The organism is Citrobacter sp. S55_ASV_140 (genome assembly GCF_018919505.1).
GTDB lineage: Bacteria > Pseudomonadota > Gammaproteobacteria > Enterobacterales > Enterobacteriaceae > Citrobacter > Citrobacter werkmanii.
Genome location: NZ_JAHLQZ010000001.1, coordinates 82,936 through 106,140 on the forward strand (window position 1 = coordinate 82,936; position 23,205 = coordinate 106,140).

The window sequence follows — 23,205 nt, forward strand, 5'->3', positions numbered from 1 at the left end:
GTGAGCACGCAGAGAATACAAAATGTACAGAATTATAATTAGCATGAATACTTATATAAGCATTACCGCATTAATATCAATATTTTCATGTTCTAACTAATACACATTGTAAAAGCATGAGTACAGCAAGGTGGCGATCTCTGGCCGACGTTGATCTACCTTCTGGCGGGTATCTGGTGGCGCGACAGTGTGTATGGGGATCACCATTTTTGTTGATGATTCCAGCGCCATTCATTCAAATATACTGATAATTAAATCACGTCCGGCACTGACATTAAAAATTGGAAGTCTATTTGCCAAAGATTTTAGCGATAACAGTAAAAATACCAAAATAGTGTCTACTATTATTGGCATAGCCTGTAGCATGAATTGATAACAACATCAGACTAAAGCCAGTTGTACCCCCTTGTCTCACCGACAATCAATAACATCATGAGACGGTAATATAAAAACATTCGCCATTAAATGGGCAACACAGCAGATAAGATAACGGGATTATCGATGAGTATAAACGCGCTGCACTCACTGGACTTATTAACTCTTCCGGTGTGGATTGTTTCACCACATACCGAAGAACTTGTGTTCGCTAATACCGTTGCACGGGAGCTAATGCAGGATTCCTGTTTTGCTACACTGCGAAAAGGCATATTCTCAACATATGCCCAAAATGATTTAACCATGTATCTCAGTGACTTGAAAAATCATCACTCTATTGTGGAAATTCTCACGGTTTATCGCAACGGTGAGGAAATCGCGATGGCCAGCCGCCTGTCCATTAAGTCGCTCCCGGATATGGGGGACATCATTATTTTCGAAGGCATTGAAACACCGACCGCGCAGGGATTGAAAGCCAGTCGTTCTGCGAACTATCAGCGAAACAAGCAGGGATTTTACGCGCGCTTCTTCCAGACCAATGCGGCGCCGATGTTACTTATCGATCCGTCCCGCGATGGTTTGATCGTCGATGCGAATCTCAGCGCACTGAATTTTTATGGTTACAGCCATGATGTGATGTGCCAGAAACATACATGGGAAATCAACATGTTGGGCCGTCATATCCTACCGGTGATGCATGAAATCGCCCATCTGCCCGGCGGTCATAAGCCATTGCATTTTGTCCATAAGCTTGCAGATGGCTCCTTACGTCACGTACAAACTTATGCCGGACCGATCGAAATCTACAGCAATAAGCTCATGCTGTGCATTATTCATGACATTACTGAACAAAAAAGGCTGGAGCAGGAACTCGAACAAGCGGCCCTGCGTGACGCCCTGACCGGATTACTGAACCGCCGACATTTTTATCAGGTAACCGAACCACAACAGACGCACGCAATGTCATTGACGCAGGACTACAGCCTGCTATTAATCGACACCGATCGCTTTAAAAGCATTAACGATCTCTTCGGTCATTTAAGAGGTGACGATGTGCTTTGCGCTCTGGCGCGAACGCTGGAGTCCTGCGCGAGAAAGGACGACCTGATTTTTCGCTGGGGAGGTGAAGAGTTTGTACTCCTTCTGCCGCGAACCTCACTGGAGGTTGCCCTTAATCTCGCAGAAGTAATACGCGCGGCGGTGGCCAAGGTGACGCTTCCTGGCCTTCCCCGCTTTACCGTCAGCATTGGCGTTGCGCGGCACGAAACCAATGAAAGTATCGATGAGCTATTCAAACGCGTAGACGACGCGCTGTACAAAGCCAAAAACGAAGGGCGGAACCGGGTGCTGGCCGCCTGATGTTTATGTCGGTCAGCGACTGCGCTTAGCGTGACGCTCCCAGTTCTCCTGTTTTGCCTGCGCGGTTTTACGTAATGCCACATAGCATGCTCCGCTGCCGCCGTGATGCGGCAGTGCGGCGCAGTAGGCTTGTACATCTTCAAATTCCGTCAGCCAGCGCGCTACATAGCTGCGAATAATGTTGGCATGAGAATTATCGTCGCGCCCCTTGCCGTGTATCACCAACACGTTACGCAACCCTTCTTGCTGCGCCTGCAGAATAAAACTGAAGAGCATCTGACGGCAGGTTTCAACGGGCTGACGGACGAGATTGAGACTCGCCTGCTGCGGATATTTACCGGTTCGTAGTTTGTCAGTCACACCGTGCTGCAAACCTTCGCGGCGAAACTCCAATGGTACGCTCAACGGGACAATATCGAGAAAACCCGTTGAGAGAAAATTATCCAATTGCAGCGTATCAATACGAGCCGGAGCGCGGAGATTGCGTGTAGGCTGCCAGTGCACCTCGGTGCGGTTTTTCAGCGGTTGAACATCCCCCATCGCGTCAAGAAACAACGATGCGTCATCAAGGTTCATGTTTCATCCTCCAGCGTATTGCGACGGGTCTTATCATAACCGTGCACTATTATACCGACAACGGTTTACGATTATTTCCAATAATTCACCAGGTTCACGTAGTGGAAGCGATCTACTTCCAACAAACGGATATCCATTTTAGAGGTATAGCTGCGACGATAACTGGCGTGATAATGTGTCATCTTGCCTGTAATGTTGCAATGAGAGAAACGGATGCTGAACTTACTGGAAGACACCATCGCCACGCCGCTGGGCCCGCTGTGGATCATTTGCGATGAGCAATTTCGTCTGCGCGCGGTCGAATGGGATCAACACAGCGATCGTATGGTGCAGTTGCTGGACATTCATTACCGCACTGAAGGTTATCAGCGTATCGCTGCCAAAAACCCCGGTGGATTGAGTGATAAGCTGGCTGAATATTTTGCCGGAAACCTTAGTATTATTGACACGCTGGAAACCGCCACCGCGGGTACCCCCTTCCAGCGTGAAGTCTGGCAAGCGTTACGTACCATTCCCTGTGGACAAGTCATGCATTATGGTCAACTGGCCGAACAACTGGGACGCCCTGGCGCTGCCAGAGCCGTCGGAGCGGCGAATGGGTCAAACCCGGTAAGTATTGTCGTGCCTTGTCATCGCGTCATTGGGCGTAACGGTACTATGACTGGATATGCCGGCGGTGTGCAGCGAAAAGAGTGGCTATTGCGTCATGAAGGCTATTTACTACTCTAGAATCCAGGCAATTAATGCCTTATTCATCACACTTCCACATAATACAGCCTTAAATAAAGTACGGTTAATCAGGTAGATACAAACATTCAACCCAGTTATGCCTGAATTATTCTCTATTGGGAGTAGCTCAGGCTTACGTGCTCACCAAAAAGATGTTAAAATTGACAAATATCAATTACGGCTTGAGCAGACCTATGATCCCGGAAAAGCGAATTATACGGCGCATTCAGTCTGGCGGTTGTGCTATCCATTGCCAGGATTGCAGCATCAGCCAGCTTTGCATCCCGTTCACACTTAACGAGCATGAGCTTGACCAGCTCGATAACATCATCGAGCGCAAAAAGCCTATCCAAAAGGGGCAGACGCTCTTTAAAGCAGGTGATGAACTTAAATCACTCTATGCTATCCGCTCCGGAACGATTAAAAGCTATACCATTACCGAGCAAGGCGATGAGCAAATCACCGGTTTCCATCTGGCAGGTGACCTGGTAGGTTTTGACGCGATTGGCAGCGGTCATCACCCGAGCTTTGCCCAGGCTCTGGAAACCTCAATGGTATGTGAGATTCCTTTCGAAACTCTGGATGACCTGTCCGGCAAAATGCCGAATCTGCGTCAACAGATGATGCGTCTGATGAGTGGCGAAATCAAAGGCGACCAGGACATGATCCTGCTGTTGTCGAAGAAAAACGCTGAAGAGCGCCTGGCGGCCTTTATTTACAATTTGTCCCGCCGCTTCGCCCAGCGTGGATTCTCGCCTCGTGAATTCCGTCTGACCATGACTCGTGGCGACATTGGTAACTACCTCGGTCTGACGGTTGAAACTATTAGCCGTCTGCTGGGGCGTTTCCAGAAAAGCGGTATGCTGGCGGTAAAAGGCAAATACATCACTATTGAGAATAGCGATGCGCTGGCAGTTCTTGCTGGCCACACGCGTAACGTTGCGTAATCGTTCTGCAAGTATCTCTGTTATCCTTCTGTCAAATCACTAAATTTTCCCGATTTATTGATCTGGCAGGAGGTTCTCCCCTGTTTCAATCCACATTATTGGGTTACTCTTTTAATTACAAACTGCGATGACAGTTGTAAGGAGACCCTGTATGGCTATGTATAAAAATATGCTGGTCGTCATCGACCCTAACCAGGACGATCAACCAGCATTACGGCGAGCTGTTTATTTGCATCAACGGATTGGTGGCAAAATTAAAGCCTTTTTGCCGATCTATGACTTTTCCTATGAGATGACTACCCTGCTGTCGCCCGATGAGCGTACGGCAATGCGTCAGGGTGTCATCAGCCAGCGAACAGCGTGGATTCGTGAACAAGCGAAATACTACATCGAAGCAGGGATCCCTATTGAGATCAAAGTGGTCTGGCACAACCGTCCCTTTGAAGCCATCATCCAGGAAGTCATCAGCGCCAGGCATGACCTGGTGCTAAAAATGGCGCACCAACACGACCGTCTGGAAGCCGTAATTTTCACCCCGACCGACTGGCATTTATTGCGTAAATGCCCAAGCCCGGTGTGGATGGTTAAAGACCAGCCGTGGCCTGAAGGCGGTAAAGCCCTGGTTGCGGTGAACCTCGCCAGTGAAGAGGCTTATCACAACGCGCTCAATGAAAAACTGGTCAAAGAAACGCTGCAACTGGCGGAACAGGTTAACCATACCGAAGTGCATCTGGTTGGCGCCTACCCTGTTACCCCCATAAACATTGCGATTGAGCTCCCTGAATTTGATCCCAGCGTATATAACGATGCGATCCGTGGACAGCATCTGCTGGCAATGAAGGCATTACGCCAGAAATTCAGTATCGATGAGAAAGTAACGCACGTTGAAAAAGGATTGCCTGAAGAGGTTATTCCTGATTTAGCCGAACACTTACAGGCGGGCATCGTGGTCCTGGGTACCGTCGGACGTACCGGTATCTCTGCTGCATTCCTCGGTAATACTGCTGAGCAGGTTATCGATCATCTACGCTGTGACCTGCTGGTTATCAAGCCGGATCAGTATCAGACGCCAGTTGAACTGGATGACGACGAAGACGACTAACCACACCATACAATGCCGGATGGATATTCATCCGGCATGACAAACACTTAGTGTTTCTCGTCGCCACCAAGGAAATAGATGCCCAGCGGAATGGCCAGCAGAATGGTAAACACCATGCTGTAGACACAAATCATTGCAGATTGAATGGCATACATTGAGGCGGTCCAGTCGGATAGCGGAATGTCATACTGTTCAATAACGCCGCCGATCGTCGCTCGCGTGACTACCGACGCTGCGATAATAAACACTCCAAGCAGGCACAACAAAAACTTTCGTCCCTTCGCTGTCTTCAGCTTAGCCATGATCATAGTACTGTCCTTTTGCAGATGAAAATCTTGTTACTTTGCGCTAACAATACCATGACATCAGCTTACTGTCTGCTACATAACGCCCCTTCATCAGTGACGCCTGCGTGATTGCGCTGAAAATAGCGCTGATTGCATTATTTCTCTCGCCCTTTGATTAATGATCTGAGCGCCAAAACTGCGTAAAATATCCGATGAGCGGGATGTCAGATGATATTTAGCAACCACGGAGCTGCCAGGAAGGATCATGATCGCTGAACTGTTTATGAATAATGCGTTTAATTTGACGGTAATTCTCAGCTGCTTTACCGCACTGGTGCTGATGAGCGTTTGGTTTCACCGTGGTGAAAGACGTTGCAAAGGGTTCATATTTCATGCGGCACAATTTTTCGTCTATGCCATTATCATTGGAACCTTCGGCAGTATTGCCAATAACGTGATCGAGAGTTACGACCTGAAATTTATCTCTCCCAGCGTAGTCGATTTTATCTGCACCTCGTTAATTGCGCTGATTCTGACAATCAAACTTTTTCTGGTGATTAATCAGTTTGAAAAGACGCAGATTAATAAAGGCAGAGATATTACCAGCGCGAGGATCCTGTCGCGGATCATTAAGATTACCATCGTGGTCGCCATCATTTTGCTGTATGGCGAACATTTCGGCATGAGCTTATCGGGTCTGCTAACCTTTGGCGGCATCGGTGGTATCGCTGTAGGTATGGCAGGTAAAGACATTCTGAGCAATTTTTTCTCCGGCATTATGCTCTATTTCGACAGACCGTTTAGCATCGGTGACTGGATCCGTTCCCCGGACCGTAATATTGAAGGCACAGTGACAGAAATTGGCTGGCGAATGACCAAAATAAACACCTTCGATCATCGCCCCTTGTACGTCCCAAACTCGATTTTCTCCTCAATCAGCGTAGAAAATCCAGGGCGTATGACCAACAGAAGAATCAAAACGGTGATCGGATTGCGATATGAAGATGCTGATAAAATTGGGGCTGTTGTCGAGGCGGTCAGACAAATGCTGCAAAATCATCCGGGGATAGACCAGAAACAAACTCTACTGGTCTATTTCAATGAATTTGCTGATTCATCGTTAAATATCATGGTGTACTGCTTCACGAAAACTACCGTATGGCAGGAATGGCTTGCGGTACAACAGGACGTTTATTTGAAAATTATTTCGATAGTCCAGACAAACGGCGCCGACTTCGCCTTCCCCAGCCAGACGCTGTATATGGATAATCCTGAAGTATCGCCATCGACACACTAACAAACGTAAAGACGCGGAAATCCGCGTCTTTTTTAGCGTTATTTCAGCGAGGCAATATCAATCACAAAGCGGTATTTCACATCGCTTTTCAACATCCGCTGCCAGGCGCTATTAATATCCTGAATATTAATCACTTCGACATCGGCTGTAATACCGTGCTGGCCGCAAAAATCTAACATTTCCTGCGTTTCTGCAATCCCGCCGATAACCGAACCCGCGACGGATTTGCGCCCGAGAATCAGTGGAACCGTATTCAGGAACGGATCCAACGCGCCCAGATAGCCAACCAGCACCAGCGTACCGCTTAGCGCCAACGTTGGGATATAGGGATTCAGGTCGTGGACATACGGGACAGTATCAATAATCAGATCAAACTGATTACCGGCGGCCTTCATCTGCTCAGGGTCAGTGGAAAGCACAACGTGACTGGCACCCAGACGTCTGGCATCTGCTTCTTTATCTGGCGAACGCGTGAACAGCGTAACTTCAGCCCCCAATGCGTTAGCGAGTTTGATGGCCATATGCCCGAGGCCGCCCAACCCAACAACCGCGACTTTACTGCCCTCTCCAACCTGCCAGTGACGCAGCGGCGACCATGTGGTGATCCCGGCACAAAGCAGCGGCGCCGCGCCGCGTAAATCTATCCCTTCTGGAACCTTCACAACAAACTTTTCGGTAACGACAATCTTGTCGGAATAGCCCCCGAAGGTAGGCAGGCCATCATGACGATCGATATCGTTATACGTGAGCGTGTTACCCTCTTCGCAATATTGCTCTAGCCCCTGTTCGCAGGCGCTACAGTGCTGGCATGAGTCAACCATGCAGCCAACCCCGGCGAGATCGCCTACGGCAAATTTGGTCACCGACTTCCCGACATGCACCACACGGCCAATGATTTCGTGTCCCGGCACCATCGGATACTTAGCCCCGCCCCAGTCATTATAGGCATTGTGGATATCTGAGTGACATACACCGCTGTATAAGATATCAATCACCACGTCATCTTCGCGCGGATCGCGACGAACAAAGCTGTGTGGAACCAGATCTTCTTTCACCGCCAGAGCGGCATAACCCTTCACGTTCATGACCATTAAGATTTCCTCAGGGATTAGGTATTACCTTAACCGCGACATTCATCAACCACCGCGCGGGCATTAGTTGCTATCTCACTACCACAATGCTGTTCGAGTATTGCAATAAATTCAATGAGTTGGTCAGTGGTAATGCCGATATTCAGACAGATAGCAAAATGGCTCTTCAGTTGACTGTCCACACCGCCTAATACCGCTAACGCAGAAATCGTCGCCAGCTCCCGCATCTTCCAGTTGAGGACATCACGCTGAAAAATATCGCCAAATAAATGTGCCTTTAGCCAGACATCAATGGCAGGCGCAAAATCGAACAGCGGCCCACTGACTGGATGTCCGACGAGCTGGGTCTGGGTGCAACTCCCCGCCAGGAAACTGTCCCAGCCCTCCGTCGGCGGCGTGGCCGGATTTCCCTCTGGGTCGGTAATTCCTCTTTCTCTACGGTTTTTAACCACGGACATTAAACAAGCAAGTCCGTTCAGGCTGCGGGGGAAACCGCAGTAAGCATAGAGCTGTTGCAGAATTTCCTTCGCTTCATTGACGGTGAGTCCCGCATCCAGCCCGGCATTTAATGCTGCATCCAGTTTTTCACTCTGACCTGTAGCAGTGAACGCGGCAATAGGTATGATTGCCTGCTGTCTGGCATCCAGATGATGTTGCATGTTTGATTCTCCAAAATAACGCCAGCGTACTGCCGGTGGGTACTGAAACAGTAAAATTATAGAGACCCAACGCACCGATGATTAGAGGGTTAAATAAGAACGAACCTATGAACAATACTCATCAATAATCAGCCACCGATGCCATTTATCAGCAGGGAAATTTGTACACCTTTAGGCGACAATCTCAATGAAATTACCATCAGGATCTCGTATTACCGCTTCGTAATAGCCATCACCGGTAGTTCGTGGAGCAGAAGTTAAAATCCCCTGTTCCTGCGCGCGTTTCGCGATGGCATCAACTTTTGCCGCGCAGCCGACAGAGAGTGCAAGGTGCACCCATCCGCAGGTGTTATTGTCTGGCTGCCATCTTGTCAGGCCCGGTTTGGTCATTATTTCAATCGCAATCTCATCACCAATACGAACAAAATAAGATTCAAATCCAGGGTTGGTTTTACTGCAGTATTTTTCGTTAATCTTGCCGTCAAAGAACGTGACCCAGAAACGCGCTTGCTGCTCGAGATCCTGTGTCCATAAAGCCATATGCGCAATCTTCATCGCGAACCTCTTCTCGTTGTATTCCGAACAGTATGTTCTCAAGAATGTTGACATTGTTAATCATAATGCACGATCATGCGTGATGCCGCTCGATATTTTTATTTAACTGGAGTATTCATGCTCGATTATGCTGCTTTCCCGGAACAGCGCCAGGCGCTTATCTATCAGATCTTGCAGGAAAACGGCAGAGTCATTTGTTCCGAGCTCGCCAGTCGGTTAGGCGTTTCTGAACATACGATCCGCCGCGACCTGCATGAGCTGAGTAAAGATGGCGTGTGTAAAAAGGTTTATGGCGGCGCGGTCATTACCCTTCCTGAATCCGAAGACATCGCCGTACGCAAGAGCATTAATGTGGCGAAAAAAAGCAGTATCGCGCAGAGGTGCGCCCGGTTGGTCAAATCCGGAAGCTGCATTTTTATCGACACGGGCAGCACAAATTTAGCGATGGCTGAAGCTCTGCCCGCCGAACTGGCATTAACCGTAGTGACCAACTCACCAGAGATTGCCGCCGTTTTGCTGGAAAAACCGCTGTTTGAGGTCATCATGTTGGGCGGCGCGGTGCAGAGATCCTCGGGAGGATGTGTGGGGTCCACCGCTACCGCACAAGTGCAGAACATCTTATTCGATCAGGGTTTTATTGGCGGCTGCGCGATGTCGCCAGAATCCGGCTTAACCGGATTTGATTATGCGGATTGCGAGTTCAAAAAGGCGGTAATCAAACAGTGCAATGAAACTATCGTCGCACTGACGGCGGAAAAGATCCCGGCCGTCGCCCGTTATGTCGTCACCGAAAGCAGCAATATTGATGTGATTGTCGTGGAGGAAAATATCAGCAAAGAGTATGCCACGGCTTTCCAGGCGCATGACATTCGTATTTATACCGTATAGCAGCAGCGAATTTGTTGCGTCGTTACTCAACGAAAGCTCACGACGCTAAACGTCGCCCCGGCCGTCAGCGTAGCGATCGCAGACAAACGATCCAGACGAATTTTTTGTTGGTTATCATGACATTCCACCAGCAGAAATTCTTCTTTATCTCTGGTGGTGCAGGTGGTCAACGCTCTGGCATTCATACACGTGCCATCGGTTAGCTCAATACGCAACCAATAATGGTACAGGCAGGCGACCTCCAGATAATCATGAAGATCGCAATCTATCGGATGGTATTTTCCCGTCGCATTCATAACGTCCCTTCCTTACAGCTCCGTATGTTCGGGAAATTGCTGATGCCACTTCCCGAACGCACCGGGTTATTTCAGCGCTTCAATGGGGGCGCCAAAATTGATATGCAGCACATTGCCGTCGATCACCAGCGCCGGAACGGACTTCACGCCAGCCAGTTCGGCTTCCGCAACCCGGCCAGGTTGTTCTCCCAGATGAATAACATCGATTGCAACATCAGAGGACAGATGCTGAAGCAGCGCCTGTTCTGCGGAAACGCAAACCGGGCAACCGGCATGATAAAAACGGGCTTTCGTCATGATGGATCTCCTTTTAACTTATAGTATCGACTCGATACTATAAGTTATGCTACGCCACTTTTATGCTTTGTCAATATAGTTTTTAATCGATACTATATGTCGAGGAGGAAGTTGTTATGCACGATATGTCACTTTTCGATGTCCTGGACAGGCTTTCCAGCCTGACACGGATGTGGTTTCGCCAACATCCATTACTGGCGGATCTGCAGCCGGTACAACTCAGCGCGTTAATGTATCTGGCCCGTTGCAACCGTTATTCCAATACGCCGCTTGGCGTAACGGACTACCTCGGTCTCACCAAAGGCACCGTATCGCAATCGCTGAAGCTCCTGGAAAGCAAAGGACTGATTGTTCGCAAGCAGGATGCCCGCGATAAACGCAGCGTACATTTACAGTTAACTGAATCAGCCGGTACGTTACTGGATGCCCTGCTCCCGCCGACGTTTTTAGTGGCAGGTGAAACGGCGATGGGTGAACGCGCGACGGTACTTAAAGAGCTACTATTTGAACTGTTACGTGGGATCCAGCAGACCAACAATGTGCCTGGCTTTGGTCTTTGCCATAGCTGTCGATTCCACCAAAAAACGGGTGGTCAGGGATTTTGTAATCTGACGAAAGAGGTGTTAAGTGAAGAGGATTCGTTGCTGATTTGCCGGGAACACCAGCCCCCGGAAACCTAAAATGGCTGGCGGAAAATCACACCAGCCATTTTAACGCAGGCAAAAAAGTTGTCCGTTTTACGAGCTCGCGACATTTTCAACACGGTCAGTCGTGGATTTTAACGCCAAGGCAGCCGCGAACGAATTCAGGATTAAAATGCTTCACCGCCTCACCCACATAGCCTAGATCCAGCGCGCTGATTTGCGCCATTTCACTATCCGTGAGTGAGAAATCCCAGATGGCAAAATTCTCTGCAATACGCTCCTGCCGGGTGGATTTAGGAATCACCGTCACGCCGCGCTGCACGTTCCAGCGCAGAACAACCTGAGCAACAGTTTTTTGATGGGCATCCGCAATTCCCTGAAGCATTTCATCTTCATATGGTTTATGCCTCCCACCGCCTAACGGCGCCCAGGCTTCAGGCTGAACGTTGTAGCGCTTCATCGTTTCAATGGCTACAGGTTGCGCAAAGTAAGGATGCAATTCTACCTGGTTCACCATCGGCTGAATTCTGACGGTTTCACAGAAGTTAGCTAACACATGCGCATAGAAGTTGGAGACGCCAATGGCCTTCAGTTTACCGGCTTCATAAGCCTCTTCCAGAGCGCGCCAGGCGCTGAAATAATCGCCCATGGCCTGATGCAATAAATAAAGATCAAAATATTCCAGTCCCGATTTTTTCAGCGACGCCTCAATACCGGCTTTAGCCATATCGTAGTTGGCCATATCCTGGACCCACAGCTTAGAAGTGATGAATAACTCCTCGCGAGTACACAAACCTTCAGCGATGGCTTCACGAACGGCCCCACCCACGGCATCTTCATTGCTGTATACGGCTGCGGTATCGATGAGGCGGTAACCGGTGCGAATAGCGCTTAAAACTGACTGCTTACACTCTTCCTTATCGGTGACCTTAAAAACGCCAAAACCAACCATCGGCATTCTGCAGTTGTTACTTAGTACTGAGTATTCCACGGCCAAGCCCCTGTCATGTTAAAACACTATTTTAGGCCAGAAACCCCGCCGTGATTACCCAGTCATCTCTGATTTGACCTATGCATGGCATTCATTAATACAGATGAGGTTGTTCTGTTAAAGATGAGGGTAAGAAAGGATAAAGGCTGCGATATCAGCTTTTATGAACGCATCAGGACAGGACTGGCTCTACGGAACCAACATGGCATATGAACCTAATTCATGGTTCCGGACATAGCTCCTTCAGGTCGACACTATAAATTCTGAGTAATGTTGTAGTCTGCATAACAAACTACAACATTCAGATGAGATCAAACTAATGATGCCACCTTAATGGTGGCACCTGATCTGTAATACGTAACCAACAGCCATCGTCTGTATCCGTTTAAAGGATCCAGATGATGGTTTACGGATTAAATCTTTCTTTAATGTGATTATCGCTTTTAACAAAAAAGTAGCACATCCCCATTACAACAAATATGAAACCGGAGCCGACGACCCAGTAACCGGGACCAAAGGCCTGGGGGTTCAGTATCATGTATATCAGGGATCCAATAGAGCAAAGCAAGACGCCTGTGCGTAAAACCCATTGGATAAGTTTTGTCTGTTCATCCTTCAGTAAATGCTGGGCAAACAACATAACAACCATAATAGCCGGAAATAATATCAAACTGACATCAAGATGCAGCATGCGGAATGCAAAACCATACTCCCCTAGTGGCACAGGGTTAGCTGAGTTATAAAGATCGGCTCGATACTCTTCCAGGAACCCCATACCTGCTACGGTAATCACTATGCTACACCATGTAAGGAAGATCCCCATAAGAGTGTACTTGCTGGATTTGTTTAGTTTGACGCCATTTTTCCCTTTTCCGAAAAGTATTGCGCCAATCAGAAGTAAACCGCCACATAAAATAAAGGTACCGATTGTAAAATCACCTAAATCAATACCAGCCACACTATGGCCTCTGGGTTCAAAGAATCCTTTTTCTGTAAATATATGAGGGATCTGTAAATGAGAACCACCGAAACCTGATACCACTAAAATAATAACAACAGCAACCAGCCCAAAAATAACCAGCCATTCACCAGTTGCTTTTATCTTTGCAGCATATCCGGATAAATATCTCCCGTATCTCCAGGTCACTGCCGACAGTATAAGACCAATGACAGCCACTACCATCATGTCAGAGTGAGAGCGTAGTAAATTGTCCTGCCATTCCGGTAGGGTATAACCAATCTTACCAGCATACCAACCTAATATTCCCAGCCAATCGCCAAAATCAAGAATGAACCCGGCTAAATCGCCAATCAGTGCGGCAATGACAGCTGTGCAGGATGCGGCTATAACCAGATAATATGTTCGTGATGACTTTAATTCTTTATTTTTTGACAGAATAAGTCCTGATAACATTGTTATCAGTATCACATCAAGCGATAAAAAAGAAAGAATTTGGTACCACAATGCAAGCTTGCTGTATTCCATAGAACGATTGATCGCACCACCACTTACACCAATTAAAATTGTGGCTATTGTGCAATAGAAAATAATTTTTTTGAATTTTCCGTCAAGACCATAAATCTGACTAACCAGTAGAGCAGTCAGACCAGCAAGACCTACAGACAAGCCATGAAAATACATTATTCTTGAGTAATCTACGGGAGTTACTCTGTCCACAAAAATAGAAAAAGGATTTGAAATAAAAACACTGCATACTGCATAAATGACCAGAATGATGAGTAGCCATTTGATTACCTGTGGCCAGCTATGTTTCCCCAGACCTGGTTCAGGTTCATAGTCCGTTGGTTTTATCATGTATGTTATCTCTGTTATGGCTTTTGCTGAGATTTTTGAACACGTGCCAGTGAGTCAAACTGACAGAGCAGTAAGACCAGTGGCTGCGTTTTCTTCTTCAAATTGCCTTATTAGTCCAAATATCTTTGTATAAAGTACCTTGATCCTGGGGTTCAGCCAGTGTGATCGTCAGGATCTACCGGTCATATTATTGGCATAATAAGGTCAACATATTGACCAGGATCTATAAATCTTTTGAAAGGTGAACCCAAAAAACGCAGATTATGTATGTATGACTCAGCAAGTCAGATACGTTAATGACAGAATAGGTATAACAATGAAAACCCATAAAATCATATGGTTATATTCATCATCACAGCTTTAAGGGAGGTGCTGTTGTCTGAGGATAGTCAAAACAATGCAGGTCAGTGATTGAACAGCATCGCTATGCGATGCAAATGCCCGGGAGGCCGGTATCCTTCACCAGCCTTCAGTTTCCGGAGATGACAAAGCACGGGATCTGACAGACAGGTATATCGGGAACAAAGCCAGCCCGTAGTTATCTCTGAGAAATAGATCTTGAGCGTATGTCCGGACGATTTTTATCCCTACACATCTCATTCTTACGAGTTACTCAGGATGCTTTCTCATTCACTGTCATGATAAATATCAGTGGGCTCTCACCCCGGTTTTCATAGAAATGAGGGACATCCGTTCTGGCCGTTGCAGAACAACCGGAATTAACCAGATACAGATGCTCTTGTACGCCAAGCGTGAGCGTCCCCGTTTGTACATAAAACAATTCAAGTGTTCCCGTAGAGTGACCGGGAGAAGCAAACTTTTCTCCTGGCTGCATTTCCCACATCCAGAGCTCTGTCATATCCGGCCCCCCGGAACCAGCAAGAAGCCTTGCTCTTCCTCCTTTGTCGCCTTTCCAGAGTTCAGGGATCTCACATTCAGCAATAAGATGGACGGTTGGTTTTGTCCCTACATCGACAAAATCAGCCACCGATACCCCCATTGCTGCAGCCAGACGGCATAACAGCGCAATACTGGGATTGGCCTTACATCCTTCAATCTCGACCAGCGCTCCCTTACTGACATTTGCCTGCCTGGACAGCTCATCAAGCGACATTTTTTTTTGTTTACGGTACTGCTTAATTCGCTGCGAAACAGCTTCATTGACGGTGCTGACATCTGCACCCGCATCGGTCATTAAGTTGACTTTTTTGGTCATTGGTCGATATCATAAAATAAATTGGTCATTACAGGATTATCCCGTGTTAACACATTCTCCGTCAATTGCCCCGGAAGTTTATCGTACTGCTCCCGGTTTTCGAGCGCTTAGTATCTACGTAAAAGCCGCGCCGGTACAGAATCCTGACGTTGGCAGGGCCGCCTTGCTGGAAGCTTGTGAGGCGGTTCTGGCAGGCAGACCGGAATGGGCGGAGTCTCATCTGGCCGCATGGGCTGGCGTTTTTCAATCATTTGGCGCCAAACCAAAGCGCACGCCTTGTTCAGCTGATGCGCTACGTAAGCGCGTGCTTCGTGATGGCATGATGCCAGCACTGGATCCTGTTGTTGATCTTTATAACGCCGTCAGCCTCCGCTATGCCGTTCCGGTTGGTGGCGAGAATATTTCCGCTTACCAGGGTAATCCGCGTCTGACCATTGCGGAAGGTACCGAGCCCTTTGACACGATGAAAGAAGGCGCACCTGTTATCGAGTATCCCTCCCCCGGAGAGGTTATCTGGCGTGACAATGCTGGCGTCACCTGCCGTCGCTGGAACTGGAGGCAAGGGATAAGGACACGTTTAAGTGTTGAAGCGCAGCAAATGTGGTTTATTCTGGAAAGTCTGCCACAGATGCCGCTGGAAAAGCTTCATGAAGCAGGACGAATGCTGACTGACGGTCTGGAAAAAATGATGCCAGGTCTGTGGTTTGAAATTACTCTCATCGAAGATCAGCACCAGTAATCTTATTCAGGACAAACACCTATGTTTACTGGCTTGTCTGCGTTTCCCTTAACTCCAGTCACCACCAGCGGCGTGGATGAAAAGGGCTTCAGTCATATTCTTTCTCGCCTAACAGAAGCCCGGGTTGATTCTATGGGTATCCTGGGATCAACCGGAAGCTACGCTTATCTGACCCGAGAGCAACGCAAGCGCATCGCGATTCTGGCAACACAGCACGCCGGAGAGATCCCTGTCATGGTGTGTGTGGGTACTGTCAGCACGGAAGCCATCCTGCATCTGTCAGACGATGCGCAAGCCGCGGGCGCAAATGCCCTGCTGCTCCCGGCTTTCAGCTACCAGCCGCTCCGTGACGAAGAAGTCTTTGCACTATTTGAGACCGTTACCCGACACGCGTCTGTGCCGGTGTGCATCTATGATAACCCGGGCACCACACATTTTACCTTTACGGATGAACTGCACGGTCGTCTATCCTCACTTGAGGGGGTTCGCTCGGTCAAGCTCCCTGGTGTCCCGGATAGCCCGACTGCAGCGAGAGAGCGGGTCGAGGCATTACGTCAACACCTGCGTCCTGGCGTAACCATCGGTATCAGTGGGGATGCTTATGCCGGGCTGGGATTAAATGCCGGCTGTGAAGTGTGGTACTCCGTTAGCGGTGGTTTGTTTCCGGTGATGGCGAAACAAATTACTGACGCAGCGGCGGCGAACGATCATGAACGCGTTACTGCCCTGACAACGCGCCTTGAGCCATTGTGGGCGCTGTTCCGTAAACATGGCGGAAGCATCCGCGTTATTGCTGCTGCCGCAGGCGTGCTTGGACTTACCGATACGGACTGCCTCCCTCGCCCCCTGCAGCCTTTGTCAGCAGGTGATATCGCGGATATTGCCCGTGTGATAACCACACTGGAGCTGAAATAACCGCCCTTGAGGACCGGATGTCTGCCGGTCCTTCTGAAACCTGACCGGGCATTACTGCGACAGGCGGATTCTGACGATCTCGGCAAAATATTCCGCGCCGGTTAGTAAAATTTCATCGTTAAAGTCATAACAGGCATTGTGCAGCGGCGTATTGCCCTGCGGGTCTGACGCATCGCCGTTACCTAAAAAGACAAAGCAGCCTGGAATTTTCTGCAGGAAAGCGCCGAAGTCTTCCGAGATCATCATCTGCGCGACATTGCCATCGACGTTCTTCTCCCCCACAACGTTCTCTGCCGCGTTCACCGCCACGTCCACGCAATGTTGCCAATTCACCGTTGGCGCGAACTCGTGCGTATAAATAAACTCGCACTGCGCCCCATGCATCGCGCAAATGGCTTCGCTGATGGTTCGCATCCGTTCTTCCAGCAAGGTCTGCACCTCAGGGGAGTAGCTGCGGGTATCGCCCTTAATTTCAACATGGGTGGGAATGGCATTGCGGATGCCATCGGTGTGCAGTTCCGTACATGAAATAACCGCCGGCACGTTAGGATCGACGTTGCGCGAAACGATGGTTTGCAGCGCCAGAATAATCTCCGCCGCAATCACCAACGGATCTTTACTCATATGCGGACGTGCGGCATGTGCCCCCTGACCGGTAATGCGAATAATAAAGTTATCTTCACTGGCCATGATCCCCCCCACCCGCGTAGCGATGGTTCCAGCCTTCATGCCTGGCATATTGTGCAGACCATAAATCTCTTCAATGGCAAAACGCTCGATAACGCCGTCCGCCATCATCGCATTCGCACCGTAACCCGGCTCTTCAGCTGGCTGAAAAACAAAACAGACGTTGCCATTGAAGTTCTGACGCTGCAACAGCAACTGCGCAGCACCCAGCGCAATGCAGGTATGGCCGTCATGTCCACAACCGTGCATACGTTCAGCGGTGCCCGATCGATAAGACCGCTCGCCCTGTTCTGTCAACTGGATAGCGTCAATATCGGCGCGAATAGCGATAACGCCCTTTCCGTCACCGCATTTCAGCACACCCACCAGCCCGGTTTTACCAATGTTACGATGCACTTCGATCCCCATCGCCTCGAGTTTTTCGGCGATGAATTGCGCAGTTTTTACCTCTTCAAAGGCACTTTCCGGGTTGGCATGCAGATGACGACGCCATGCAATAAGCTGCTGCTTTAACTGTTCCTGATTCATATTATTCTCCTGTAAAACGCTATTCCGCGCGCTGGGCGCGTTGTAATACCACCTGCAGCAGCACGTTGGCACCGGCAATCAGGTCTTTGGCTTCGCTATGCTCTTTGACGTTGTGACTAATGCCATCAACGCAGGGGACGAAGATCATCCCGGCCGGGCAAACCGAGGCCATAAACTGCGCATCATGACCTGCACCGCTCGGCAGACGCCTACAACTCAGCGCCTGACGCTTTGCCTCGTCTTCTACGGCATTGACAATTTCATCGGCAAAAATAACCGGGTTAAAACGCACCAGCGAACGACTGGTTATTTCGACGCCCTCTTCTTGTGCCGTTCTGGCGACAAACTCGGCAAGCCGTTGTTCCGCCAGTTTTAAGGTCTCATTATCGGTATTGCGCAAATCCACCGTCATCACGACATGGTTGGGAATCACGTTAATCAGGTTCGGTTTAAAGACCATATGTCCGACAGTAGACACCTGATCGCCACCAAGAGTAAGCGCCAGTTCACGGGCGTATACGGCGATCTTCGCCGCCGCCAGTCCGGCATCGTGGCGCATATTCATCGGCGTGGTGCCCGCATGGTTGGAGACACCGGTCAACGTAAATTCCTGCCACGAAATCCCCTGCACGCCGGTTACTACTCCGATATCAATTCTCTCTTTGTCGAGGATCGGTCCCTGTTCGATATGCAGTTCAACGTAGCTATCCACCGACAGGTCACCCGGTCGACAAGCGCCTTTGTAACCAATCTCGCATAACGCCTCATCAAGAGTTACCCCATCAAGATCCTTCGCTGCCAACGCTGCATCAAGAGGATATTCACCAGCAAACACCACGCTGCCCATCATATCGGGCTGAAAACGTACGCCTTCTTCGTTGGTAAAGAAGGTGACCGCCAGCGGACGACGGGGACGAATGCCCGCCTCTAAAAGAGTGGCAATCACCTCCAGACCCGCCATCACGCCGTAATTGCCGTCGTACAAACCGCCAGTGCCGACGGTGTCAATATGCGAGCCCATCATGACCATCGGTAACGCCTCTTCACCGGCATAGACGCCAGTAACATTGCCAATAGCATCGATATAGATTGCCAGACCCAGCGCTTTCATTCTTGCAACGACAAAGTCCCTGCCCGCTTTATCCTCCGCGGTCGCCGCGAGGCGACAGACGCCCCCGCCCTCCAGCGCGCCACATTCGCCGAGCGCGAACAAAGAATCGATAAGCCGCTGGCCGTTAATCTGCAGATAATGACTCATAAAAACATCTCGCTATTCATCGTGGTTACTGGAACATGCCGTAAAAAATGGCAGATACGGTAATCAACCCAATCAGGGTGACAAAAATGTTGCTGGCTTTGCCGCGATACGGTGCCAGCACCGGTAATTTATGGATGGCATACATCGGTAACAGCAGTAGGATGGCCGCCCCAGTAGGGCCGCTGATGCACTCAATAATGCCGAGAATACTGGGGTTTTTATAGGCAGCGAACCAGCAGGTCAGAACCATAAAAACCAGGATAACAGCGTCAACCGCGCGAATACCTGGCTTTTTCCCCCGAGAGGCGGCAGCCTCAAGAATCAGGTCTCGCAGTGATTCATACGCGCCGATATAGTGGCCCAGAAATGATTTGGTAATGGCGACAAATGCGATAATCGGCGACAGCCAGGCAATAATTGGCGTGTCAAACTGGTTCGCAAGATACGAAAGTATTGAGAGGTTTTGCGCCTTCGCTTCCGCCAGTTGCTGTGGCGACAGACTTAACACGCAACTGAGGACGAAAAACAGCACGACCACTATCATCAACAGGATGCCATAGCGCTGAATCTGTGCGCATTTGCGCTCGGCAAGTTCCAGGCCGTAGCGCTGTTTCTGGCGCACGACCATCGGCGAAATAATCGGATAGTGGTTAAACGACATCACCAATACCGGAAACGTCATCCACAGCGTCAAGAAAATGCTGCGCCCATCCCCCATCGCGCTAATGCTTACGGTGTGAAAAATCGCGCCGTTCCAGTGCGGAATCAGAAACAGCGACATAAATATCAGCGAGATAATAAAGGGATAAACCAGGGTGCTCATCACTCGCATGATCAGCCGCTGCCCCAGGCGGACAATAAGCATCAGCCCGAGAATCAACACGATAGCCACCAGCGCCCGTGGCGGCTCCGCCAAGCCGAGCTGGTGGCGGATAAAACTCTGCGCAGTATTGGTGATCGCCACTGCATACATAATCAAAATGGTATAGACGGCGAAAAAATAGATAACGGTAAACACCTTCCCCGCCAGCGCGCCGAAATGTTCGCCGATAACATCGGTAATGGTGCTTTCCGGCGTATTCGAAGAGTAAATAAAGCGCGCCAGTCCGCGATGCGCCAGATAGGTAATCGGAAAAGCAAGAACGAAAACAATCAATAGCGGCCAAAAGCCGCCGATCCCGGCATTTATTGGTAGAAACAGCACCCCAGCGCCAATCGCCGTTCCGAACAGGCCAAGCACCCAAACGGTATCTTCGCCATGCCATTTTGTGGAATTACAATATCCTCTTTCTTCTGTAACAGCAGTTTCAGTATTCATCGGTCATGTTCTCTCAGCATTACGCGAAATCGCGTATGTTTTATTTATTGTCAGAACGCATGTCATACCAAGGGCATGTAGGGTAGGTAAGATGGCCCTCTTATTATTGCCGTTGGCGGTTAGCCATTGCGGCCAAACCAGACGATGTCTTCATAGACATCCGGGGAAGTGTCCCCTTCGGTACTGATTAACAGGACGTGCGCATCGGCATTGAGCCGCAGCGATTCGGCGAGATGGCGAAACTCCGGCTGGGTCATCAGCGCATACAGCACCCCCGCGCCGATAGCGCCGGATTCGCCGGAGATAAAGGGTTCATCAGTGCCGGGGCGCGGCGCAGCCAGCAAACGCATACCGTTGGCGGCAAGATGATCGTCAGCGGAGATAAAGCAGCGGGCATGGTCGCGCAGCATCGGCCAACTGGTGATGTTTGGCTCGCCGCAGGCAAGTCCGGCCATCAGGGTCGCCATATCGCCGCCGACGCTGTGCGGCTGACCATCATTAATGGTCGCCGAGCGGTATAGACAATTTGCTTTATGCGGTTCGACAATGACGATTGTCGGCGCTTGCTGCTGCATTTTTTCGACGAAATAGCCCATGATGCTGCCCGCGAAGGAGCCAACCCCAGCCTGCAAAAAGAGATGTGTCGGCAGCGGCGCCCCGCTTTGCATCAGTTGATCCCAGGCTTCAACGGCGAGCGTCATATAACCTTGCATGATCCAGGTTGGAATCTGTTCGTAACCTTGCCAGGCAGTATCCTGCAACAGCACCCATCCCCGCTCTTTAGCGGTTTTATCAGCCAGCCTCACGGTATCGTCGTAGTTAAGATCGGTGATGGTGCATTCAGCGCCATGTCGACGAATATTTTGCGCCCGCACCAGCGATGAACCTTTCGGCATGTAGACCACCGCCCGTAACCCAAGCTGCTCCGCCGCCCACGCCACGCCGCGCCCGTGATTGCCGTCGGTGGCCGTCACAAACACAATATCTTTAATGCGGGCTTTAATTTCCGGCGAATTAAGATCGGCGAAGCTCAGGGTATTAATGTCACGCCCGAGTCGTTCGGCGAGATATTTCCCCATAGCATAAGATCCACCCAGCCCTTTAAACGCATTAAGACCAAATCGCTGCGCCTCATCTTTAATATGCAGCGACCCCAGCCCCAGACGCTGGCTTAAATAGCCCAGCTTGCGTAGCGGCGTTACCCGGTAGTCAGGAAATTTCTGGTGAAAAGCCAGCACGTCTGCGCCGACACGGTCATTGAGCAGGCTGAGATCGACGCCCTGACCATAAACTTTTTGGCGAGAATTGAATTGGTATTTCATTATGTCCGTCATAAATACACCTTTTTTATTCATACCGTCATGCCGCGATGAATTAATTCCCCCCACTAAACAACAGGCGTAGAGCTCCACGCGGCCAAATTAAGCGCAGGCCGAATAACGGAATGAACGGGTTGTGAAATAATGTGGGTTGTGTCGTTATCGGCTAAAAAACACGATTTATCGTCTTCCCACTGATTGAGATGGTACACTGCCCCCAACGGTAAAATGGCGCAAAATTGCCCTAAGAGGCGCAATTTTCAATCTGATTTACCTATCTGGCGCAACAAAGTTGCATTAGTGAGGCGTATCACACTTTTATAAGGCCGTTGAAACGATGAAACTGGACACTTGGGATAAAAAAATACTCACACTGTTGCAGCGCAATAATCGCCTGTCGCAGCGAGAGATCGCCGATCTCGTCAGCCTTTCCCCCTCGGCAGTCAATCGGCGGATCGCTGCACTGGAAGAAGCCGGTATTATTAGAGGCAGCGTCAGCCTGATCGACGCCACTAAAGTTGGTCGCCCTATCACTATCATGGCGCAGGTCACCATTGAAAATGAGCGTCTCGATCTGCTGGAAGAAGACAAGCAGCGGTTCGTGAGTTGTCCGCAGGTGCAACAGGTTTATTACGTTACCGGCGATTTTGATTTCCTGCTGGTAATGAACGTCCGCGATATGGCGGAGTACGAGGCCCTGACCCGCGATCTCTTTTTCGCATCAGGGAATATCAAATCCTTCCGCACCCTCGTTTCGATGCAAAATGCCAAGCAGGAAATGACAGTGGTTATCGAGTAAAACGCCCGGCGGATGATGGCGGCAGGTCAGAAATTGGCCCATGTCTAATTTATTTCCGAAAGCCGCCCTTCCATATGCGAATTCTACTTGTCTGCCAGAAGATGACAGATAACATGACTATCCCCCCGAGTAACGGGGAAAACGATTTTTTATTGGGCTACAAACAGAGAGACTACAGAAAGGACACCGAATCCGCTGGCGTAACCAGAACATACAGGCCATCACGGTCTGCAATCTTGCAGTTTTTCTCTCTGGCTTTCAGATGCTAAAGAGAAACTAGCGCGGTAAACTGCGCCAGCTCTGGGTTTATCCGTGGTTACCTTGCGTTAACATGAGGCCAGTACTGATTAGTGCCTCACAATATACATTGTGCGGCTGTATGCGACATCTTCAGGGTTAGTAATCGGGTACCCTTTCAGCCACGGTTTAATTAACCGCCCGTTGGTATACTGATAAATTGGTGCAATAGGTGCCTGTTCCATCAGAATTTTCTCTGCCGTATTATAATCCGCATTCC

24 protein-coding genes and 1 pseudogene are annotated in these 23,205 nt (G+C 49.5%); 10 read left to right on the forward strand and 15 right to left on the reverse strand.

Going from position 1 to position 23,205, the window contains the following annotated elements; all coding sequences use genetic code 11:
- The first annotated feature begins 501 nt into the window (after positions 1–501).
- Positions 502–1,734: a sensor domain-containing diguanylate cyclase gene (locus tag KQJ18_RS00385; protein WP_087856155.1), complete on the forward strand. Its 1,233-nt coding sequence runs from the start codon at positions 502–504 to the stop codon at positions 1,732–1,734.
- 12 nt (positions 1,735–1,746) lie between these two features.
- Here the strand turns inward: KQJ18_RS00385 and smrA are convergent, their stop codons facing one another.
- Positions 1,747–2,310, reverse strand: coding sequence for a DNA endonuclease SmrA (gene smrA / locus KQJ18_RS00390; protein WP_199951033.1), 564 nt, complete (start codon positions 2,308–2,310; stop codon positions 1,747–1,749).
- A 213-nt stretch (positions 2,311–2,523) separates the two neighbouring features.
- On the opposite strand from smrA, the gene ogt reads away from it, so the two are divergent.
- The 3 genes from ogt (at position 2,524) to uspE (ending at position 5,088) form a co-directional block, all read left to right on the forward strand.
- Positions 2,524–3,039, forward strand: a complete 516-nt coding sequence (gene ogt, locus KQJ18_RS00395; RefSeq protein ID WP_137347874.1) for a methylated-DNA--[protein]-cysteine S-methyltransferase — start codon at positions 2,524–2,526, stop codon at positions 3,037–3,039.
- Between the two features lie 194 nt (positions 3,040–3,233).
- A complete protein-coding gene (fnr, locus tag KQJ18_RS00400) occupies positions 3,234–3,986 on the forward strand; it encodes a fumarate/nitrate reduction transcriptional regulator Fnr (protein WP_003020397.1) in 753 nt (250 codons plus the stop codon).
- Between the two features lie 151 nt (positions 3,987–4,137).
- Positions 4,138–5,088 carry a universal stress protein UspE gene (gene uspE / locus KQJ18_RS00405; protein ID WP_038640838.1) on the forward strand — a complete coding sequence of 317 codons (951 nt, stop codon included), beginning with the start codon at positions 4,138–4,140 and terminating at the stop codon, positions 5,086–5,088.
- Positions 5,089–5,135: 47 nt separating this feature from the next.
- Here uspE and KQJ18_RS00410 read toward each other — a convergent pair whose 3' ends face one another.
- A complete protein-coding gene (locus tag KQJ18_RS00410) occupies positions 5,136–5,396 on the reverse strand; it encodes a DUF2534 family protein (protein WP_038640840.1) in 261 nt (86 codons plus the stop codon).
- A gap of 244 nt (positions 5,397–5,640) precedes the next feature.
- Here KQJ18_RS00410 and KQJ18_RS00415 point away from each other — a divergent pair, with 244 nt between their 5' ends.
- The gene (locus KQJ18_RS00415; protein ID WP_087856154.1) at positions 5,641–6,672 is read left to right on the forward strand and encodes a mechanosensitive ion channel family protein; all 1,032 of its coding nucleotides are present in this window, start codon (positions 5,641–5,643) and stop codon (positions 6,670–6,672) included.
- A 38-nt stretch (positions 6,673–6,710) separates the two neighbouring features.
- Here KQJ18_RS00415 and KQJ18_RS00420 read toward each other — a convergent pair whose 3' ends face one another.
- The 3 genes from KQJ18_RS00420 to KQJ18_RS00430 form a co-directional block, all read right to left on the reverse strand.
- The gene (locus KQJ18_RS00420; protein ID WP_085048132.1) at positions 6,711–7,763 is read right to left on the reverse strand and encodes an NAD(P)-dependent alcohol dehydrogenase; all 1,053 of its coding nucleotides are present in this window, start codon (positions 7,761–7,763) and stop codon (positions 6,711–6,713) included.
- A gap of 29 nt (positions 7,764–7,792) precedes the next feature.
- Entirely contained in the window at positions 7,793–8,473 is a 681-nt protein-coding gene (locus KQJ18_RS00425; RefSeq protein ID WP_256444606.1) for a carboxymuconolactone decarboxylase family protein, read from the reverse strand.
- 120 nt (positions 8,474–8,593) lie between these two features.
- A complete protein-coding gene (locus KQJ18_RS00430; protein WP_087856151.1) occupies positions 8,594–8,977 on the reverse strand; it encodes a VOC family protein in 384 nt (127 codons plus the stop codon).
- 117 nt (positions 8,978–9,094) lie between these two features.
- Between KQJ18_RS00430 and KQJ18_RS00435 the strand changes: the two genes are divergently transcribed.
- Positions 9,095–9,865 carry a DeoR/GlpR family DNA-binding transcription regulator gene (locus tag KQJ18_RS00435; protein ID WP_121529105.1) on the forward strand — a complete coding sequence of 257 codons (771 nt, stop codon included), beginning with the start codon at positions 9,095–9,097 and terminating at the stop codon, positions 9,863–9,865.
- Positions 9,866–9,891: 26 nt separating this feature from the next.
- Here the strand turns inward: KQJ18_RS00435 and KQJ18_RS00440 are convergent, their stop codons facing one another.
- Together KQJ18_RS00440 and KQJ18_RS00445 are read right to left on the reverse strand one after the other, a co-directional pair.
- A complete protein-coding gene (locus tag KQJ18_RS00440; RefSeq protein WP_199978512.1) occupies positions 9,892–10,161 on the reverse strand; it encodes a Rho-binding antiterminator in 270 nt (89 codons plus the stop codon).
- Positions 10,162–10,227: 66 nt separating this feature from the next.
- On the reverse strand, positions 10,228–10,458 hold the full coding sequence (locus tag KQJ18_RS00445; protein ID WP_087856150.1) for a glutaredoxin domain-containing protein: 231 nt from the start codon (positions 10,456–10,458) through the stop codon (positions 10,228–10,230).
- A gap of 116 nt (positions 10,459–10,574) precedes the next feature.
- Between KQJ18_RS00445 and KQJ18_RS00450 the strand changes: the two genes are divergently transcribed.
- Entirely contained in the window at positions 10,575–11,138 is a 564-nt protein-coding gene (locus KQJ18_RS00450) for a MarR family transcriptional regulator (protein WP_137347868.1), read from the forward strand.
- 85 nt (positions 11,139–11,223) lie between these two features.
- On the opposite strand, the gene KQJ18_RS00455 is transcribed toward KQJ18_RS00450, so the two are convergent.
- The 3 genes from KQJ18_RS00455 to KQJ18_RS00465 form a co-directional block, all read right to left on the reverse strand.
- The gene (locus KQJ18_RS00455) at positions 11,224–12,093 is read right to left on the reverse strand and encodes an aldo/keto reductase (protein WP_150345074.1); all 870 of its coding nucleotides are present in this window, start codon (positions 12,091–12,093) and stop codon (positions 11,224–11,226) included.
- A gap of 406 nt (positions 12,094–12,499) precedes the next feature.
- A complete protein-coding gene (locus KQJ18_RS00460) occupies positions 12,500–13,909 on the reverse strand; it encodes a hypothetical protein (protein WP_216421208.1) in 1,410 nt (469 codons plus the stop codon).
- A gap of 613 nt (positions 13,910–14,522) precedes the next feature.
- The gene (locus KQJ18_RS00465) at positions 14,523–15,125 is read right to left on the reverse strand and encodes a helix-turn-helix transcriptional regulator (RefSeq protein ID WP_160955946.1); all 603 of its coding nucleotides are present in this window, start codon (positions 15,123–15,125) and stop codon (positions 14,523–14,525) included.
- A gap of 43 nt (positions 15,126–15,168) precedes the next feature.
- On the opposite strand from KQJ18_RS00465, the gene KQJ18_RS00470 reads away from it, so the two are divergent.
- Positions 15,169–15,864, forward strand: coding sequence for a B3/4 domain-containing protein (locus tag KQJ18_RS00470; RefSeq protein WP_216421209.1), 696 nt, complete (start codon positions 15,169–15,171; stop codon positions 15,862–15,864).
- A gap of 21 nt (positions 15,865–15,885) precedes the next feature.
- Positions 15,886–16,779 carry a dihydrodipicolinate synthase family protein gene (locus KQJ18_RS00475; RefSeq protein ID WP_216421210.1) on the forward strand — a complete coding sequence of 298 codons (894 nt, stop codon included), beginning with the start codon at positions 15,886–15,888 and terminating at the stop codon, positions 16,777–16,779.
- Positions 16,780–16,830: 51 nt separating this feature from the next.
- Here the strand turns inward: KQJ18_RS00475 and KQJ18_RS00480 are convergent, their stop codons facing one another.
- The 4 genes from KQJ18_RS00480 to dpaL form a co-directional block, all read right to left on the reverse strand.
- The gene (locus tag KQJ18_RS00480; RefSeq protein ID WP_087856145.1) at positions 16,831–17,994 is read right to left on the reverse strand and encodes a M20 aminoacylase family protein; all 1,164 of its coding nucleotides are present in this window, start codon (positions 17,992–17,994) and stop codon (positions 16,831–16,833) included.
- Positions 17,995–18,013: 19 nt separating this feature from the next.
- Positions 18,014–19,252, reverse strand: a complete 1,239-nt coding sequence (locus KQJ18_RS00485; protein ID WP_087856144.1) for a Zn-dependent hydrolase — start codon at positions 19,250–19,252, stop codon at positions 18,014–18,016.
- Positions 19,253–19,277: 25 nt separating this feature from the next.
- On the reverse strand, positions 19,278–20,570 hold the full coding sequence (locus KQJ18_RS00490; RefSeq protein WP_137347863.1) for an aromatic amino acid transport family protein: 1,293 nt from the start codon (positions 20,568–20,570) through the stop codon (positions 19,278–19,280).
- Positions 20,571–20,689: 119 nt separating this feature from the next.
- A complete protein-coding gene (dpaL, locus tag KQJ18_RS00495; protein WP_087856185.1) occupies positions 20,690–21,892 on the reverse strand; it encodes a diaminopropionate ammonia-lyase in 1,203 nt (400 codons plus the stop codon).
- Positions 21,893–22,226: 334 nt separating this feature from the next.
- Between dpaL and KQJ18_RS00500 the strand changes: the two genes are divergently transcribed.
- The gene (locus KQJ18_RS00500; protein ID WP_038640872.1) at positions 22,227–22,688 is read left to right on the forward strand and encodes an Lrp/AsnC family transcriptional regulator; all 462 of its coding nucleotides are present in this window, start codon (positions 22,227–22,229) and stop codon (positions 22,686–22,688) included.
- A gap of 347 nt (positions 22,689–23,035) precedes the next feature.
- Here KQJ18_RS00500 and KQJ18_RS00505 read toward each other — a convergent pair.
- Positions 23,036–23,205 (reverse strand): annotated as a pseudogene (locus tag KQJ18_RS00505) (oligopeptide ABC transporter substrate-binding protein OppA); the annotation flags it as partial.